Origin of the sequence: Streptomyces sp. Qhu_M48, assembly GCF_051305195.1 — a bacterium.
In the GTDB taxonomy this organism is placed as follows: Bacteria; Actinomycetota; Actinomycetes; order Streptomycetales; family Streptomycetaceae; genus Streptomyces.
The window spans coordinates 7,503,936-7,518,065 of sequence record NZ_CP195432.1 but is presented as its reverse complement, the minus strand read 5'-3'; the positions used below and the strand labels follow the sequence as shown (position 1 = coordinate 7,518,065).

The window sequence follows — 14,130 nt, the reverse complement described above, 5'->3', positions numbered from 1 at the left end:
GGCCGAACGGCCCCGCATCCACGGAGGATGCGGGACCGTTCAGCCAGCTTGCTCTGCTCTGCTCTGCTCTGCTCTGCTCCGGTCCGACTCGGCCCGGGTCGGGGCTCGTCCGGCTCGGGCCTCGGGTCAGTCGCTGAGACGGGCGCCCGTGGAGGTCGAGAAGACGTGGAGCTCGGCGGCGCGCGGCACGACGTGCAGCGTGGTGCCCTTGGACGGGACGTCACGTCCGCCGACGCGGACGACCAGGTCCTTGTCCTCGCCGTCGACGCGGGTGGAGCCGTACACGAAGCCGTCGGAGCCGAGCTCCTCGACGACGTTGACGGTGACGGCGAGGCCGTCCTTGCCGGTGGGGCCCTGCACGTCGAAGTGCTCGGGGCGGACGCCGACGGTGACGGTGGTGTCGCCGTTGGCGGAGGCCGCGGCGATGGCGTCACGGGAGACCGGGACGACGCTGTTGCCGAACTTCACGCCGCCGTCGGTGATCGGGACCTCGATCAGGTTCATGGCGGGGGAGCCGATGAAGCCGGCGACGAAGAGGTTGGCGGGACGGTCGTACATGTTGCGCGGGGAGTCGACCTGCTGGAGCAGACCGTCCTTGAGGACGGCGACGCGGTCGCCCATGGTGAGGGCCTCGGTCTGGTCGTGGGTGACGTAGACCGTGGTGATGCCCAGACGGCGCTGGAGGCCCGCGATCTGCGTACGCGTCGAGACGCGCAGCTTGGCGTCGAGGTTCGACAGCGGCTCGTCCATGAGGAAGACCTGCGGCTCACGCACGATGGCGCGACCCATGGCGACACGCTGACGCTGACCGCCGGAGAGGGCCTTCGGCTTGCGGTCGAGGTACTCGGTGAGGTCGAGGATCTTCGCGGCCTCTTCGACCTTGGCGCGGATCTCGGCCTTGTTGACGCCGGCGATCTTGAGCGCGAAGCCCATGTTGTCGGCGACGGTCATGTGCGGGTACAGCGCGTAGTTCTGGAACACCATCGCGATGTCCCGGTCCTTGGGCGGCAGGTGGGTGACGTCGCGGTCACCGATGCGGATGGAGCCGGCGTTGACGTCCTCGAGACCCGCGAGCATGCGCAGGGAGGTCGACTTGCCACAGCCGGAGGGCCCGACGAGGACGAGGAACTCGCCGTCGGCGATCTCGATGTCGAGCTGGTCGACGGAGGGCTTGGTGGCACCGGGGTAGACCCGGGTCGCCTTGTCGAAAGTGACGGAAGCCATGGTGGTGTGTCCCTTCACCGGCAGGAACGTGCCGGACGATCCGAGTAAAGGAAGGATTGAGGTCTAGTCCACCTGGGTGAACTGCACGTGACGCTACCTGCCGCCGCCCGATCTGTCAGCACTCCGCAGCCGGTGAGATTTCCGACCGCCACCAGGACGTCGTTGGTTACACTGCACTCGCTGCCTCCTTAGCTCAGCTGGCCAGAGCACCGCTCTTGTAAAGCGGGGGTCGTCGGTTCGAACCCGACAGGGGGCTCACGGCAAAGGGCCAGCGCAGGGACATGTTTCCCCGGCGCTGGCCCTTTCGCATGATCACGGCCGTGCCACCTACGTGCCAGATGGCTTGTCTTTACGGGCTTGGCGGATCATCTCTCCGAGCTTCCCCGCGATGTGCTGATCACGGTCGCTCGTCATGTGCTGATAGATCAGGGCGGCCCGGGTCGTGCTGTGCCCCATCCGCGTCATCAGCTCGCGTGTGCTGGCCCCGGCGCTGGAGGCGAGGGTGTTCCCGGTGTGGCGGAGGTCGTGGAAGTGCACGTCACCGGAGATGCCGGCGGTGGCGCGGGCGGCGGTCCAGTCGTCCCGGAAGTTGCTGCGTCGGAGGAGGCCGCCGCGGGGACCCCGGAAGAGATGACCGTCCTGCCCGGGACCGGCGAAGTGCTGCAGGTGGTGAGCGAGCTCGGGGACGAGTTCGGCCGGGAAGGCGACCGGCCGGACGCCGGCGGCGGACTTCGGGGCCTTGTCGGCCAGCGTGCCGTTCTGCAGTTCGGACTGGGCACGGCGGACCAGGACCACGGAGCGGGTCAGGTCGAGGTCCCGGCGGCGGAGCGAGGCCAGCTCGCCGAAGCGGAGCGTGGTGAAGGCGGCGAGGAGGACGAGCGCGCGGTGGTGCGGCTGGATGGCGTCGGCCACGGCGTACACCTCGGCCACGGTGAGGACGGGACGCTCCGGGACGTCGTAGCGGTCGGCGCCCTTGATGCGACACGGGTTGCGGCGGATCAACTCGTCGTCCACGGCCGTGTTCAGGATCGCGCGGAGCAGTTGGTACGCCTTGACGACGGTCGGCTCTCCCACGCCGTCTTCCAGGAGGGCGGTGCGCCAGGCTCGGACGCGGGGTGTGGTGATGGCGGCGAGCGTCCCGGCGCCGAAGGTCGGCTTGATGTGCAGCCGGATCACGCCCTCATTCCGCTCCCGGGAGCGGTCCTCCAGCTTGCGGTGCTTCAACCAGTCGTCCGCGTAGGGCCCGAAGGCGACCTTGCCCGCGTCGGGGGCCTGGTAGGTACCCCGGATGATCTCCGCCTCGATGGTGGTCAGCCAGACGAGGGCGTCCGTCTTGGTGTCGAAGGTGTGCGGCGCCGACTTCGTTTCCCCGGACAGCGGGTCGCGGTAGCGAGCCTGCCAGCGGCCGGACGCGAGCTGCCGCACCGTGCCGAACCGGCGACGCTGGCCCTTGCGGTTCGCCATCAGGCCGCCTTCCCGAAGCGCCGCACGATGGGCTGCACGGTGTGGGTCTCGATGTACGCCTGGACGGCGGGCTCAGGGATGCGGACGTGGCGGCCGACCTTGACGAAGGTGATGCGCCGTTCCTCGATCAGCCGCCGGGGGAACCGGACGGTGGTGCCGAGGAGTTCGGCGACCTGGTCGACGGTGAGCAGACGGGCGGACATGGTCACCACTCCTCTTCGGCTGACGCTTCGAGCTGGGCGCGGAGTTCGCGGGCGTGTTCGCGGTTGTGCTGGATGTCGCGGCGGATGTTGGCGGCGAGCCAGGATTCGCCGGGGGTGGAGCCGTGGCCGGCGTAGGCCCAGTGGGCGACGACGAGGAGGGTGGATTCAGGGTGCTCGTCGGGGTCGGGGAGGCCGAGGACGGTGCGTTGCTGGTGGGCGCGGTAGTCGGCGCGGACCTGGCGTAAGGCTCCGAGGGTGGTGGAGTAGCGGCGGGATTTGGTGGAGAAGTGGCCGCGGAAGCCGAGCATGTGGGCCCAGGCGTGGAGTCGTCGGTCCGGGTAGGCGGCGTCGAGGTCCATGCAGGCTTCCATCAGGCGCCGGGGGTGGTCGGGGACGCCGAGGAGGACGAGCGCTTCCTTGTTGCCGACGCGGTGGTCGACGGAGCCGGTCGTTTCGGCGGCTTTGGTGGCGTACTTGGCGACGTAGGCGGCGACGGCCTGTTCGGTGAGTTCTTCGCCCTGGCCGAAGGCACCGATGGGCTGGACGTCGAGCTGGGTGCCCCAGTTGAGCGTGAGGTCCTGGTCGACGCCGTAGTCCGGTGCGGCGGGGACAGTGACCTGGGCGCGGGCGGCGGCGGCGTGGATGGCGTCGGTGAGGAGGTCGAGGGTGGCCCAGGCCGGGGGCGGGGTGTGGGGGCCTTGGGGGCCGTCGAAGCGGATGACGGCGTGGAAGTGGACAGCGCCGCGTTTCTGGTACTCGGCGACTTTGCCGAAGGAGACGCGGGACTGTTCGCGGGCGGCTTTCTGAGTGAGGCCGGCACGGGCGGCGATCTCACGGCGGAGGTAGATCGTGAAGTACCGCCACAGCTCGGAGGCGTGGTTGTTCCACAGCACCGCCCCCGCGTAGTCGTACGACTCGGAGTCGAGCGGGGTGCCGAGTTCGGGCGCATCCTCCTGGTGCCGGGTCCCGCAGCGGCAGGGGCGGGTGCCGGGCCGGTTGTGGACGGCTCCGAAGGACGGGGCCGTGAGCGTGGCGAAGACGCGGGGGTGATCGCGGATCGTCTCCGGGGTGCCCTTGTCCGGGTTGCCGACGAGTCCGGCGCGGATGAGGTGGTAGGTGTCGCCCGCGTAGGTCCAGGCGCAGGAGGGGCAGCGGGAGGCCCGCCGGTTGCCGCAGGCGACGCGCAGGACACCGTCGGGTTCGGCGTCGGTGGTGTAGGCGTGGAGCACGGTGCGGGTGGCGGGGTCGAGGGTCTTGGTGCCGCCGGTGAGGCGGATGGGTGCGGTGCAGCCCTGGGTGCGGCGGATCTGGTCGGTGAGGCGGTCGAAGCCGGGGGACCCGGCCACCCGGAGCAGGTCGCTCAGGGTGGCCGGGTCCAGGCCCGCCGCGGTGGTGGAGTCGATCACGCGGCGTCTCCCCTCACACCCGCAGCGTTGATGGAGAGGCTGTCGAGGGCGGCAGCGGCCTCCATGGCAGCGGAGGCGAGCGTTCGCAGCGCGTCGGCCGAGCCGGGAGAGACGAGAAGTGCGATTTCGATGCTGTCGCCCTCGATGCGAAGGCTGACGAAGGGGCGGGTGCTGTCAGGGAACGGGGTGACGCGGAAGCGGGTGTCCGGCTTGAGGTGACCGGAGACGGAGAGACCGTTCATGTAGGTCACCGCCCGGTCGAGGCGAGGGTGGCGGGGACGGTGTGGCCGAGGCCGCGGCAGGTGGGGCAGTGGACGGGGATGGTGTCCCGGGTGCCGTCGGAGGTGGGGAGGCCGGTGGTGATGGTGGCGGTGGCGAAGCCGTCGCAGTCTCGGCAGACGCGCGGGGTGGTCTGGGACATGATGAGTACTCCCTTTCGGGTCCGTTGGATCTGGAGGGTGTTCAGGCGCCCGGGGCGGCGGAAGTTTGGCGACCAAGGCCGTCCCGGGAGCCGCTCAGCGTGTGTTGCGCCTGCCGTGGCCCTTGGCCGCGTACATCGAGGCGTCGGCGGCCGAGAGGGCGTCGGTGAGGGTCGGGAACGGCAGTTGGTCTCGGTGGCAGTGCCCGACCGAGGCCGAGACCGGCACGGAGAGGTCGGCGTGCCTGATCGCCTTATTTAGTGTGCTTTCGAGGGCATTGAGGCTGGGCGTTTGGCCGAGGTCGGTGACGATCGCGGCGAACTCGTCTCCGCCGAGGCGGGCGGCGATGCCGTGGCGTCCGCACCAGACGCTCAGCCGCTGGGCGGTGGCGGTGAGGACGGCGTCTCCGGCGGCGTGGCCGTGGGTGTCGTTGATGGCCTTGAAGTCGTCCAGGTCGACCAGGAGGACGAGGGCGCTGGGGTGCTTGGCCAGGAGGTGTTCGGCGCGGGTGGTCCATCCGGCGCGGGTGTGCAGGCCGGTGAGGGGGTCGCGGCGGGCGGTGGCCAGGCGGCGCCAGAGCAGTCCGCCGTGCAGGGCCCAGCCGAGTGCCGGTAAGCCAGCCGCGGCGATCGTCTGCGTGTCCATGAGGGTCACCGGCCCCTCTGCATGTCGCGGACGAGCAGCCGCAGGACGACGGCGATGACCGCGATGGAGACGCCGGTGATGGCGACCGCGAGGAGCATCGAGACGAGGACGGTGCCGACGACCAGGACGACGGCGCCACCGCCGGCGGCGAGGGCGAGCGCGCTGCCAGGGGTGAGCTGGACCGTGGTCCGGGCGGGGACGACCGGTACCGGGGCGGCGACCTGGGTCGGCTCGATGTCGGTCACGGGGGTGGGCTTGTGGACCGGGATGGTGTGGCCGGTCGGGAGCGGGTTGACCGGGATGCGGGGCTGGAGCATGACGGGGTCTCCCTACTGGTTGATCGTGGAGTCGATGAGCGGGGCGAGGAGGCTGTCGGCGAGGAGGTAGCCGCCGAGGAGGATCACGGCGACGAGCCACCAGGGCGGGCGGATGAGCTTGATGCCGAGGCCGCCGACGACGATCAGGGCGAGCCAGAGCGGGACGTCCATGACGCAGGTCTCCTCAGGGGTCAGCGGGGGTTGCAGCGGTGGGTGCTGGCGGCGAGTTCGGCGGCGGCGCGGGTGTTGTAGTCGGCGGAGAAGTCGCAACGCGGAGCGGTGCACACAGCGGTGTGCTTGGTCCGGCCCCGGCCGTCGCGGTGGGTGCCGACCTGCACCGGGCCGATGCGGATCACGTGGTGGAAGCGGTTCGGGCGCACGGGTCTTACCTCCCTTCTGGTCAGGCGAGTTGGAGGGCGATCGAGTCGGCCAGCGGCGCCGGAATACCGAGGCGGGCGCGGAGAGTGGCCGCGTCGATCGGGGCACCGGTCTGGACGTGATGGGCGTCCGCGATCTTCCGGGCGTGGTCGAGCAGCGCGGGCGGCACCGAAGCCCCAGGGGCCAACGGAGCAGGCTCCGCCGGTGCTTCCTTCGGTGCGGGGTCGGCCGGCGGCAGCTCGGGAGCCGGTTCCGGGACCCGTTCCACGGTGAGTTCCGGCGCGGGTTCGGGGGCAGGCTCGTCCAGGGACTCAGGTGTCGTGGCGGGGTCGGGTGGGGGTGCGTGGGCGAGGAGGGTGCCGCCGAGGAATGCGAGGGCGGGCCATCCGGCGACGAGGATGCGCAGCCAGTCGGGGACGTCGTTCATGTCGAGGAGTCCGGCGGTGGCGACGTTGGCGCCGAGGGATGCGATGAGGGCTATGGCGAACCAGAGCCAGGCGTCGCGGTTGCCGCCGTCTTTGCGCATCCGGCGCCAGGCAGCGACGAGCAACAGGTCGACGCTGACCGGGTAGGCCCAGGCCTTCCAGCCATCCTGTCCGGCCGCCGCTGCCAGGTCATGCAGGTGGGCGAAGGACAGGGCACCGGCGATGACGGCCTGGATGAGCACGGCGTCGAGGCGGAGGGTACGGAACACGAGGTCACCTCCTTTCGGGCATGGGTCGGGTAGGGACCTGGCGTGAGACGGTCACGCCGACCGAGGGAGAGGTGGCAGCTAGCTGGTCGCCGGAACCGGCTTCACCAGCGGGGCGGGCGCGACAGGCCCGAAGACGGTGGGAACCACCGGCCGATACGGGGCGAGGCGCGGGACGTCCGGGGTGAGGTGCGCGTGCTCGGCGCAGATGGCGGCGGCTTCCGCGGCGGTGAGTTCGGGGGTGCGGATGCGGGACCAGCCGCCGGAGGTGTCACCAGCCACCGCGAGGCCGGGCAGGTCGGGCGGGATCGACGTCACGGCCACGACCGCGTCGGGGGCGATGTCGCCGAGCCCCATCTCGGCGGTCTGCTTGTCGTTGACCCGGTGCACCACGCGCCCGGTGAGCTGGGCACGCAGCGCGGTGGCGCCCTTGCCGAGGTCGGAGCCGAACCGCTGCCCGCACACCTCCAGGAACATGCCGGCCGCGCGAGCCATCTGCCCCAGACGGATCAACTGCGTGACCATCCGGTCCCGGCGCTCCTCGTCCTTCTTGGTGGCCACGAGGAAGAGTTCCGCGACCTCGTCCACCAGGAGCACGACCGGTACCGGACGTACGGCGTCGGGCAGTTCCCACACGTCGGCGGCGCCGTGCTCGCTCAGCAGGTCGAACCGGTCTTCCATCTCCTCGACCAACGCGTTCAGGAGGCCCGACGCCTCTTCGGGCGTGATCGCGAGCGCGGAAAGGCGGGGCGCGTACCTCTGCTGTTCGACACCTCGCTTGCAGTCGATCCCGACCAGGGCGACGCGGAGGCGGGCGAGTCCAGCGATCAGGTTGCGCTGATACATCGACTTGCCCGACTGATTCGCGCCGAGCGTCAGCGCATGCGGGACCTTCATGTAGTCCCGGACGAACGCAGTGCCGTCCTCCCGCAGCGCGACCGGAACCGTCATGGGACCGGAGGCGACGGGGCGGGGCATCCTCACACGGCGCAAGACGTCGTAACCGGTCATCCGCAGCTCCACGAACCCCGGCTTCACCTCAGCCACGTTGACGGAGTGGACACCCCAGGCGTGCCGCAGCCGCTCGGAGGCCGCCATCACATCGGAGGGCTCCAGACCGGCCGGGAGACGGAGGGTGACCCGCATGCCGGTCGAGGAACCCCTCACCCGGCGGACCTTCGGCGGCACCGGCTGGACATCCGCGCGGCGGGCGACGTTGCGGACCATGAACGCCCGCAGACGCGACGGCTGGACCGTCAGCCCGCACACGTCCATCGTCGAGCGGTACGTGACCGCGAACCGCGTGGTCGCCACCGGCAGACCGACCAGCGACCAGAACACACGCGGGGCGCGGACCTTCGCGTATCCGAGACCGCCGGCGGTTCCGGCAAGCGGGAGGCCGACCTCCCATAACGTCGACAGATCCGTCATGGTCAGACCCCGACCGGGGTGACCGCGACCGCGCGGAACGAGATGCCGTGACGGGTCTGCCCGTTGAACGTGTTCTCCCAGTCCCGCGCCTTGAGCCCGATCACCGACACCGGCATACCCGGCGCGAGCCCGTCGGGGAGACCGGTCTCCGGGACGGTCACCTGGTAGAGGTTGCCCTCCCCCTCGTCCGAGATCAGCAGCCCCACCGTGGACAGCCCCGCACCGGTCTCCCGGTCCACCGCCCTCTCACCGGTCTGCTTGCTCACGAGCTTCGGCGCGGGAGCCGTGGCCACGAACACCACAGCGGTCGACGTGTCGATCTTGAAGGACGGCATCAGCACTCCCTACGTTGTTGGGCAGCCCGAACTGGAACTGCCAACTCGCTGTCCTAGGACTGCGAGCGACTGAGTAGATAGTGGCCCGTAGTCCTAGGACTGTCAACAGTCCTAGGACTGTGTTTGACTTGTTCCTGTCGAGAGGGGTACGTGATGGCGCCCAAGTGGCGGGAGCTGGCGGACAAGCTGGCCGAGCAGATCAGGAGGGGTGAGTACAAGGCGGGCCAAGCCTTGCCGCAGATCAGAGCGCAGGTTGAGGCAGGCGAAGGCTCCAAGGCCACCGTCCATGCCGCATACAAAGCACTGGAGGCGGAGGGCCTTGTCACCTCCACGCGGGGCCACGGGACTGTGGTGCGCCAGCAGGTACCACTCAAGCGACTCGGCATCGCCCGATACGACAAGGCGAAGTGGCGCGACGGCGACGAGGTGGCGTTCATCGCGGATCGCGTGGCGTCCGGACGGACGTACCGCCGGAACGAACAGACCCAGACGGTCAGCCTCGTTGACGCCCCCCCAGCGGTAGCAACTGCCCATGGGCTGGAAAGCGGAGCTCCGGTCTACGCCCGAGCCCGACTGGTGAAGGAAGGTGACCAGCCGACGCACACCCTGACCAGCTACTACCGCCCCGAGCACGTCGAGGGCACCCGCCTGGTCGATCCCACCCCCGGTCCGGCCGGCCGAGGCGGTGGATACCGAGTCCTGTACGACGCGGGTTACGAGATCGACCACATGAAGGAGTCGCTCTTCGCCCGCACCCCGACAGCGGACGAGACGAAACTCCTCCAGCTCCCGCCGGGCGAACCTGTGGTCGAGCTGCACAGGACGACGTACACGGCTGACGGCACAGTGGTTGAGTTCGCCATCGGAGTACATGCGGCTTCCCGCTTCGCGTGGGAGTACGACTTCAAGGTCCCGGACACCGCGAAGGACAGGAACGGCCAGCAGTGATCTCCACTCAGGACTGGGCTGACACGCAACGTCTCTGGGACTACCACCAGATGGGCCACACGCCCCGGCCCTGCTCAGTGGCGATCGGGCTTGGCAGCCACGACCTGGGCGTGGCCGACGCCGCAGTCGACCTGTACAAGCAAGGCATGGCCCCACTCCTCGTGTTCACCGGGGCGACCAGTCCGACCACCCGCGAACGCATGCCCCGCGGTGAAGCCGTGCACTACCGCGAGCGGGCGATCGAACTTGGCGTTCCCGACTCGGCGGTGATGGTGGAGCCGCGGGCCCGCAACACCGGCGAGAACATCCGCTTTTCGCGGGACCTCCTGGCCGATGCCGGCATCGAGGTGTTCTCAGTCCTGCTGATCAGCAAGCCCTACGAGGAGCGGCGGGCCTACGCCACGGGGCGGAAGCTGTGGCCCGAAGTCGAGATCGTCAGTGCTTCAAGCCCGATGGCGCTCCAGGACTACGTCGACTCGATCGGCGACGCGCGCATGGTCATCGACATGCTTGTAGGCGCCCTCCAGCGACTACTGGTCTACCCGGAACAGGGCTTCATGATCAGCCAGCAGGTTCCCGCCGATGTGATCCGCGCGTACGACCGACTTGCCCAGGGCGGATACATGAGCCGCCTGCTCCGCGATGGCAAGGGCGAGGTCCTCAAGCCCACCACGTAGAGCCGTAGTCGGGGCAGCTGTTACAGGTTTCTCTACCTCATCAAGGCACCCGCCGCGCGAGGCGCGGCGCGCGCGGCCCGTCGCCCGGGCCTGCGCTCCTGTCTGCGCCCCGCTCCAGCCCGGGCGCCGTCCGCGCGCCTGACGGCTCGGGTTGATGGGTGGAGAACCCACGAGGTGGCCGAGGCGGTACACGAGTGCGGCTCAAGGCGATGCCTCCGGCGGGGGCGCTCAGGCTCCGGGATAGGAGAGGGTCGTACGCGGGTGCCGGCCGGTGGGGTGTGTCGGTGGGGACTCCCATCCCGTCTGCCGTCGACCCAGGCAGAGCCGAGCAGACACGGCACCGGGCGTCCAGGTCGTTCGTCCAGTTGGGCGCTCCACCTGGACGCCCGGCACCGCGCCTGCTCCACGGTGTGTGGGTCGACGGCAGACGGGATGGGAGCTGGGGCGACTGGTGGGTAACAGGCTTGCTCACAGGGTCGGTTGTCAGTGGCTGGTGCCAGACTCGACATATGGAAAAAAACACTTGGATTCGCGACCGGTACACAGGTCCGGGCGGAGGGCTCTACACAGGCCCAGGCGGAGGCATGTACACCGGACCAGGGGGCGGCGCATACACAGGTCCCGGCGGAGGTGCCTACACCGGACCGGGCGGCGGGGCCTACACCGGACCAGGCGGAGGCCTCTACTCAGGGCCTGGTGGGGGTGTCTACACGGGGCCAGGAGGAGGCCTGTACACCGGCCCCGGGGGAGGGCTCTACAGCGGACCAGGCGGTGGTCTCTACTCGGGGGCGGGAGGTGGCCTGTACACCGGTTCGTGCACTACGCCGTACCGCAGCAACCAGCCGCCCCGCAAGATTCTGCGCCAATACCTGGCGGAACGCCGTATGGACCACTTGATCGAGCTGATGAACCAGCACGGCTTCTGGGACTAAGCTCGACCTCTCCGTGCGCTTGGCACAGCCGGGGCGTCGGATCCCGTGCCACTCACGTGCCAGACAGGGCGGGTAACGGCGGTCAACGACGGGTGCCACAGGTAGCGCCAGGGTTCGCCCTGGCACCCGTATCCGCTGGTCAGAGGCCCAAGTACGGCTGGAAGATCGGTGATTCCCAAGCTCAGGTCCTCAGGCGAAGGGCGAAATCCCCACGCTTTCCAAGTGCGCGATGGTTGCCTCAAGACATGCGTCGGCGGACGCCTCATCCGACCTGAAGAACGACTCCGTGCCCAAAGGGCCGCCGGAGACGATCACCATCCAGCGATGTCCCGGTGATCGCTCACCGTCAGCCTTGAAGACCACCGAACACCCTCGCTCGGCCAGCCACGCCATCAGTTCCACAACGTCCACAGCAGCCCCCTTCGGGGAGAAAATCATGCCAGCCACGGGAGCGCGGGATCGACAGGCGGTCTCAGGGCGTACGGAGGCGACCGGGCGGAGCGACTGCATTGATCACGCGGTACAGCAGCGCCGTACCGCAACTACAACAACCACCACCGTCCCATAGCGTCCCTGCGGGGCCTGGAGGCTGCCTGTATGACCGTCGCTGACCGATCCGGCTAGAGCTACGGATCAGAAGGTTCCCGAACTGGTCGCCAGCTGGGTGGCCAGGGCACTTCCTGCAGGTCCGTCAGCTCAGCGACCTGCAGGCTCCTTCTTGCGTGCTGATAGAAATCGGCCCGCGCAGCCCTGTAGTCGCTGAAGGCGTTGGCCCAAGTGGCGGCGTCTCCCGGCATTCTCCCGCGGGCCAACCACTCAAGATGCCAGAGACTGCGGTTGAGTGCTCGTACCGCTTCAGCCGTACGAGCATCGGCCAGCAGGCTCATGGGTTCCACCATGGCCGATCGTCGGCGCTCAGCGGTTGCTGCTTGCTCCAATACGTCATTGGTCGATTCGAGGGGCGCCGGATGGTCTGTCAGGTTGCGGCCAGCGGCCAGTCGCATGTAGTAGCTGGAGCATTCCTTCACCGCGTGGCCGTAGTCGCTGTATGCCTGAAGCAGGCGCTCGTCCCAGCGTGTGGCCTGCTGCCGGCGCCACCGACTTCTCTCAGTCAGCGCTCCAGCGGCGTATGACATGACGCCACCCACAACCACTCCGACAAGTGCGGGTAGTTGGTCCGCGAGTCCACTCACTTGCCCCCCCAAGCCGCTCAGCCCCTCAGCCCCTCATACCCATTCCCAACCTGCCAACCTTCATGGAGACGGATCCGATCTTCGTCGGGCCGACTACGGGCTGGTACCTCGTGGCGAGCGACAGCTTTGCGTGTCTAAGTGCGTGACAGGCCGACAGACAGCGGCGGACAAGCTCGGACGCCTGTGGACCGTCGCACCAGGTGATCCCCCCGGTCGAGCACCCGCCCAGGTTCCTTCGGGACGAAGAGATCGCCGTGCCACATCCGTGCCAGATCGTGCGGGGACTCACGGGGAACGAGGGGCGCCTAGAGGGCCTGTGCAGTGGACCAGCCAGCACCGCAACCGTGCAGGTCAGGTGCGGGTGCGCCATCCCTCTCTTGTAAAGCGGGGGTCGTCGGTTCGAACCCGACAGGGGGCTCCAGGTAGGAATGTCGAAGACCCCCGACCGATCTTGGTTGGGGGTCTTTGACATCTACGGGGGACATCAACGGCGGCGATCGGCCGAGGACGGCCGCGAGCGCGCGGAGCGAAATGTGGGCGCTCGCTCCCTGGCCCGGCAGGCAGGATCACGCCATGTCGACCGACGTCAGTGGAATGATCGAGTGCCGTCCGGGGGCCCGGCTGTGGGGACCGGACGATGAGGACACAGTCTGGGAAGCGGGCATCGACCTCTTCCTGCTGAACAGGGGCAACGCCTACGACGGTCTGGCCTGTCTCTTCGGAATCCGCAACTCCTTCGGCTTCCGCCCGCTTGCTGAGGACCGTGGCTTCCCGGACGACGCGTCGGAAGGGCTGCGCCGTGAGTTCGCCGGCTACGGCGGTCCCGACTCCGTGTACGGGACGACATGGGTGACCTGGGCCGAGCTGTCCGCCACCGACTGGCAGGAGACGGACGTCTCCGGCACACGAAGTCGTGCATCGGCCGCAGGGGCCGACACCGACTGGGGCCGCGTCTGGAGCGTCATGCGCATCCTCAGCGAAGTCCACGGTGCGGAGAACGTGCGTCTCGTCGTCTGGTTCTACTGACTCGACCCCATGCTGAACATGGGGTCGGAGCAGACAGGCATCCAGCGCACTCAGCCGCGGTCGGGGCGGCCCCAGGCCGCTTTCGCTTGAGGAGCCGCTCCACCGAGTGAGCTCAGCGTTCATCCCGCGGTTCGTTCACTCCGCGATCCGGGAGGCGGCCATCTCCCACGGGGTCGGCTCTGCGACGTCCTCGTGTCCGTCGGCGTCTTCGTGGTACCACCCTGTTCCGGCGAGCCAGGTTTCCAGCCATTCGGCCAGACTCCCGGCGTCCACGAACCAGGCGGCGGCTCCGTCGTCCGTCATGGCGTTCGGCTCGAAGAGGAGGACCGTGGCGGTCTCGCTGAGGCAGTCCACCGCGGCGTACATGGCGCAGCCCCAGTCGAGGATCGGCAGCACGCCCGCCGGCCAGTAGGGCGTCTCCCCCTCGGTCGAGGCGGATCGTTCGGACCGGTACTCGCTCAGCGCCGTACGCCCTGGCCCGATCAGTGGAAGAAGGTGGTAGTCGGGGCCGTACCCACCGTTGGCCACCTCCCGGTACAGGCTCGCCAGCAGGGGCGGGAGGGCGAAGCCGAGAACCTCCTCCGCCTCGGCGATCCGCTCGGCGCCGGCGGCGGGCGGCAGCGTCCTCGACGTGGCCCTGGCCCTCGCCGCCACGCGGTGAACGAGATCCTCGATGGCTGTCACGGGCGCGATCCTGCCGGGCGCCTATGACAGAGGGTGCGGAGGAGCGATCAAGGGTGCCCTGGCCCTGGGCTCTGTCGCTGTGCGGGGATCGGGTGCTCGGTGGCCGGCATGCGTGTGGGCCTTCCCGGGGCGGATGGCGGTCGCTCCGTCGCCGTCA

19 protein-coding genes and 1 tRNA gene are annotated in these 14,130 nt (G+C 69.2%); 4 read left to right on the top strand and 16 right to left on the bottom strand.

What is annotated here, in order from left to right; genetic code table 11:
• Nucleotides 1-126 precede the first annotated feature (126 nt).
• Nucleotides 127-1,224, bottom strand: a complete 1,098-nt coding sequence (locus ACRRSS_RS33810; RefSeq protein WP_435974805.1) for an ABC transporter ATP-binding protein — start codon at nucleotides 1,222-1,224, stop codon at nucleotides 127-129.
• Nucleotides 1,225-1,406: 182 nt separating this feature from the next.
• Here ACRRSS_RS33810 and ACRRSS_RS33805 point away from each other — a divergent pair.
• A tRNA-Thr gene (locus ACRRSS_RS33805) sits at nucleotides 1,407-1,480 on the top strand.
• 71 nt (nucleotides 1,481-1,551) lie between these two features.
• On the opposite strand, the gene ACRRSS_RS33800 is transcribed toward ACRRSS_RS33805, so the two are convergent.
• From ACRRSS_RS33800 to ACRRSS_RS33745, 12 genes are all read right to left on the bottom strand, one after another.
• On the bottom strand, nucleotides 1,552-2,688 hold the full coding sequence (locus ACRRSS_RS33800) for a tyrosine-type recombinase/integrase (RefSeq protein WP_435974804.1): 1,137 nt from the start codon (nucleotides 2,686-2,688) through the stop codon (nucleotides 1,552-1,554).
• Nucleotides 2,688-2,891, bottom strand: a complete 204-nt coding sequence (locus ACRRSS_RS33795) for a helix-turn-helix domain-containing protein (protein WP_435974803.1) — start codon at nucleotides 2,889-2,891, stop codon at nucleotides 2,688-2,690. Before ACRRSS_RS33795 ends, ACRRSS_RS33800 begins: the two co-directional genes overlap by 1 nt.
• A gap of 2 nt (nucleotides 2,892-2,893) precedes the next feature.
• Nucleotides 2,894-4,297, bottom strand: a complete 1,404-nt coding sequence (gene repSA, locus ACRRSS_RS33790; RefSeq protein ID WP_435974802.1) for a replication initiator protein RepSA — start codon at nucleotides 4,295-4,297, stop codon at nucleotides 2,894-2,896.
• Nucleotides 4,294-4,539 (bottom strand): hypothetical protein, encoded by a 246-nt coding sequence (locus ACRRSS_RS33785; protein WP_435974801.1) that lies wholly within the window; start codon nucleotides 4,537-4,539, stop codon nucleotides 4,294-4,296. Before ACRRSS_RS33785 ends, repSA begins: the two co-directional genes overlap by 4 nt.
• Nucleotides 4,540-4,544: 5 nt before the next feature.
• Nucleotides 4,545-4,718: a hypothetical protein gene (locus ACRRSS_RS33780; protein ID WP_435974800.1), complete on the bottom strand. Its 174-nt coding sequence runs from the start codon at nucleotides 4,716-4,718 to the stop codon at nucleotides 4,545-4,547.
• Between the two features lie 94 nt (nucleotides 4,719-4,812).
• Nucleotides 4,813-5,361, bottom strand: coding sequence for a GGDEF domain-containing protein (locus ACRRSS_RS33775; RefSeq protein WP_435974799.1), 549 nt, complete (start codon nucleotides 5,359-5,361; stop codon nucleotides 4,813-4,815).
• 5 nt (nucleotides 5,362-5,366) lie between these two features.
• The gene (locus tag ACRRSS_RS33770; RefSeq protein WP_055602986.1) at nucleotides 5,367-5,678 is read right to left on the bottom strand and encodes a hypothetical protein; all 312 of its coding nucleotides are present in this window, start codon (nucleotides 5,676-5,678) and stop codon (nucleotides 5,367-5,369) included.
• A 12-nt stretch (nucleotides 5,679-5,690) separates the two neighbouring features.
• Nucleotides 5,691-5,849 (bottom strand): hypothetical protein, encoded by a 159-nt coding sequence (locus tag ACRRSS_RS33765; protein ID WP_435974798.1) that lies wholly within the window; start codon nucleotides 5,847-5,849, stop codon nucleotides 5,691-5,693.
• Nucleotides 5,850-5,869: 20 nt separating this feature from the next.
• Entirely contained in the window at nucleotides 5,870-6,058 is a 189-nt protein-coding gene (locus ACRRSS_RS33760; RefSeq protein WP_435974797.1) for a mobile element transfer protein, read from the bottom strand.
• A 20-nt stretch (nucleotides 6,059-6,078) separates the two neighbouring features.
• Nucleotides 6,079-6,750 (bottom strand): DUF2637 domain-containing protein, encoded by a 672-nt coding sequence (locus tag ACRRSS_RS33755; protein WP_435974796.1) that lies wholly within the window; start codon nucleotides 6,748-6,750, stop codon nucleotides 6,079-6,081.
• A gap of 78 nt (nucleotides 6,751-6,828) precedes the next feature.
• The gene (locus ACRRSS_RS33750; protein ID WP_435974795.1) at nucleotides 6,829-8,178 is read right to left on the bottom strand and encodes an FtsK/SpoIIIE domain-containing protein; all 1,350 of its coding nucleotides are present in this window, start codon (nucleotides 8,176-8,178) and stop codon (nucleotides 6,829-6,831) included.
• A gap of 2 nt (nucleotides 8,179-8,180) precedes the next feature.
• Complete coding sequence (locus ACRRSS_RS33745; protein WP_356839141.1) at nucleotides 8,181-8,513, bottom strand: SCO3933 family regulatory protein; 333 nt, start codon at nucleotides 8,511-8,513, stop codon at nucleotides 8,181-8,183.
• 153 nt (nucleotides 8,514-8,666) lie between these two features.
• Here ACRRSS_RS33745 and ACRRSS_RS33740 point away from each other — a divergent pair, with 153 nt between their 5' ends.
• Together ACRRSS_RS33740 and ACRRSS_RS33735 are read left to right on the top strand one after the other, a co-directional pair.
• A complete protein-coding gene (locus tag ACRRSS_RS33740; RefSeq protein WP_435974794.1) occupies nucleotides 8,667-9,461 on the top strand; it encodes a GntR family transcriptional regulator in 795 nt (264 codons plus the stop codon).
• Nucleotides 9,458-10,138: a YdcF family protein gene (locus ACRRSS_RS33735; protein ID WP_435974793.1), complete on the top strand. Its 681-nt coding sequence runs from the start codon at nucleotides 9,458-9,460 to the stop codon at nucleotides 10,136-10,138. The genes ACRRSS_RS33740 and ACRRSS_RS33735 overlap by 4 nt, the downstream gene beginning before the upstream one ends.
• 1,121 nt (nucleotides 10,139-11,259) lie before the next feature.
• Here the strand turns inward: ACRRSS_RS33735 and ACRRSS_RS33730 are convergent.
• Both ACRRSS_RS33730 and ACRRSS_RS33725 read right to left on the bottom strand, forming a co-directional pair.
• Nucleotides 11,260-11,481 (bottom strand): hypothetical protein, encoded by a 222-nt coding sequence (locus ACRRSS_RS33730; protein WP_435974792.1) that lies wholly within the window; start codon nucleotides 11,479-11,481, stop codon nucleotides 11,260-11,262.
• 215 nt (nucleotides 11,482-11,696) lie between these two features.
• The gene (locus ACRRSS_RS33725; RefSeq protein ID WP_341624579.1) at nucleotides 11,697-12,206 is read right to left on the bottom strand and encodes a hypothetical protein; all 510 of its coding nucleotides are present in this window, start codon (nucleotides 12,204-12,206) and stop codon (nucleotides 11,697-11,699) included.
• A 630-nt stretch (nucleotides 12,207-12,836) separates the two neighbouring features.
• Here ACRRSS_RS33725 and ACRRSS_RS33720 point away from each other — a divergent pair.
• Nucleotides 12,837-13,289, top strand: a complete 453-nt coding sequence (locus ACRRSS_RS33720) for a hypothetical protein (protein WP_435974791.1) — start codon at nucleotides 12,837-12,839, stop codon at nucleotides 13,287-13,289.
• Nucleotides 13,290-13,424: 135 nt separating this feature from the next.
• Here ACRRSS_RS33720 and ACRRSS_RS33715 read toward each other — a convergent pair whose 3' ends face one another.
• Complete coding sequence (locus tag ACRRSS_RS33715; RefSeq protein WP_435974790.1) at nucleotides 13,425-13,973, bottom strand: SMI1/KNR4 family protein; 549 nt, start codon at nucleotides 13,971-13,973, stop codon at nucleotides 13,425-13,427.
• Nucleotides 13,974-14,130: the final 157 nt, after the last annotated feature.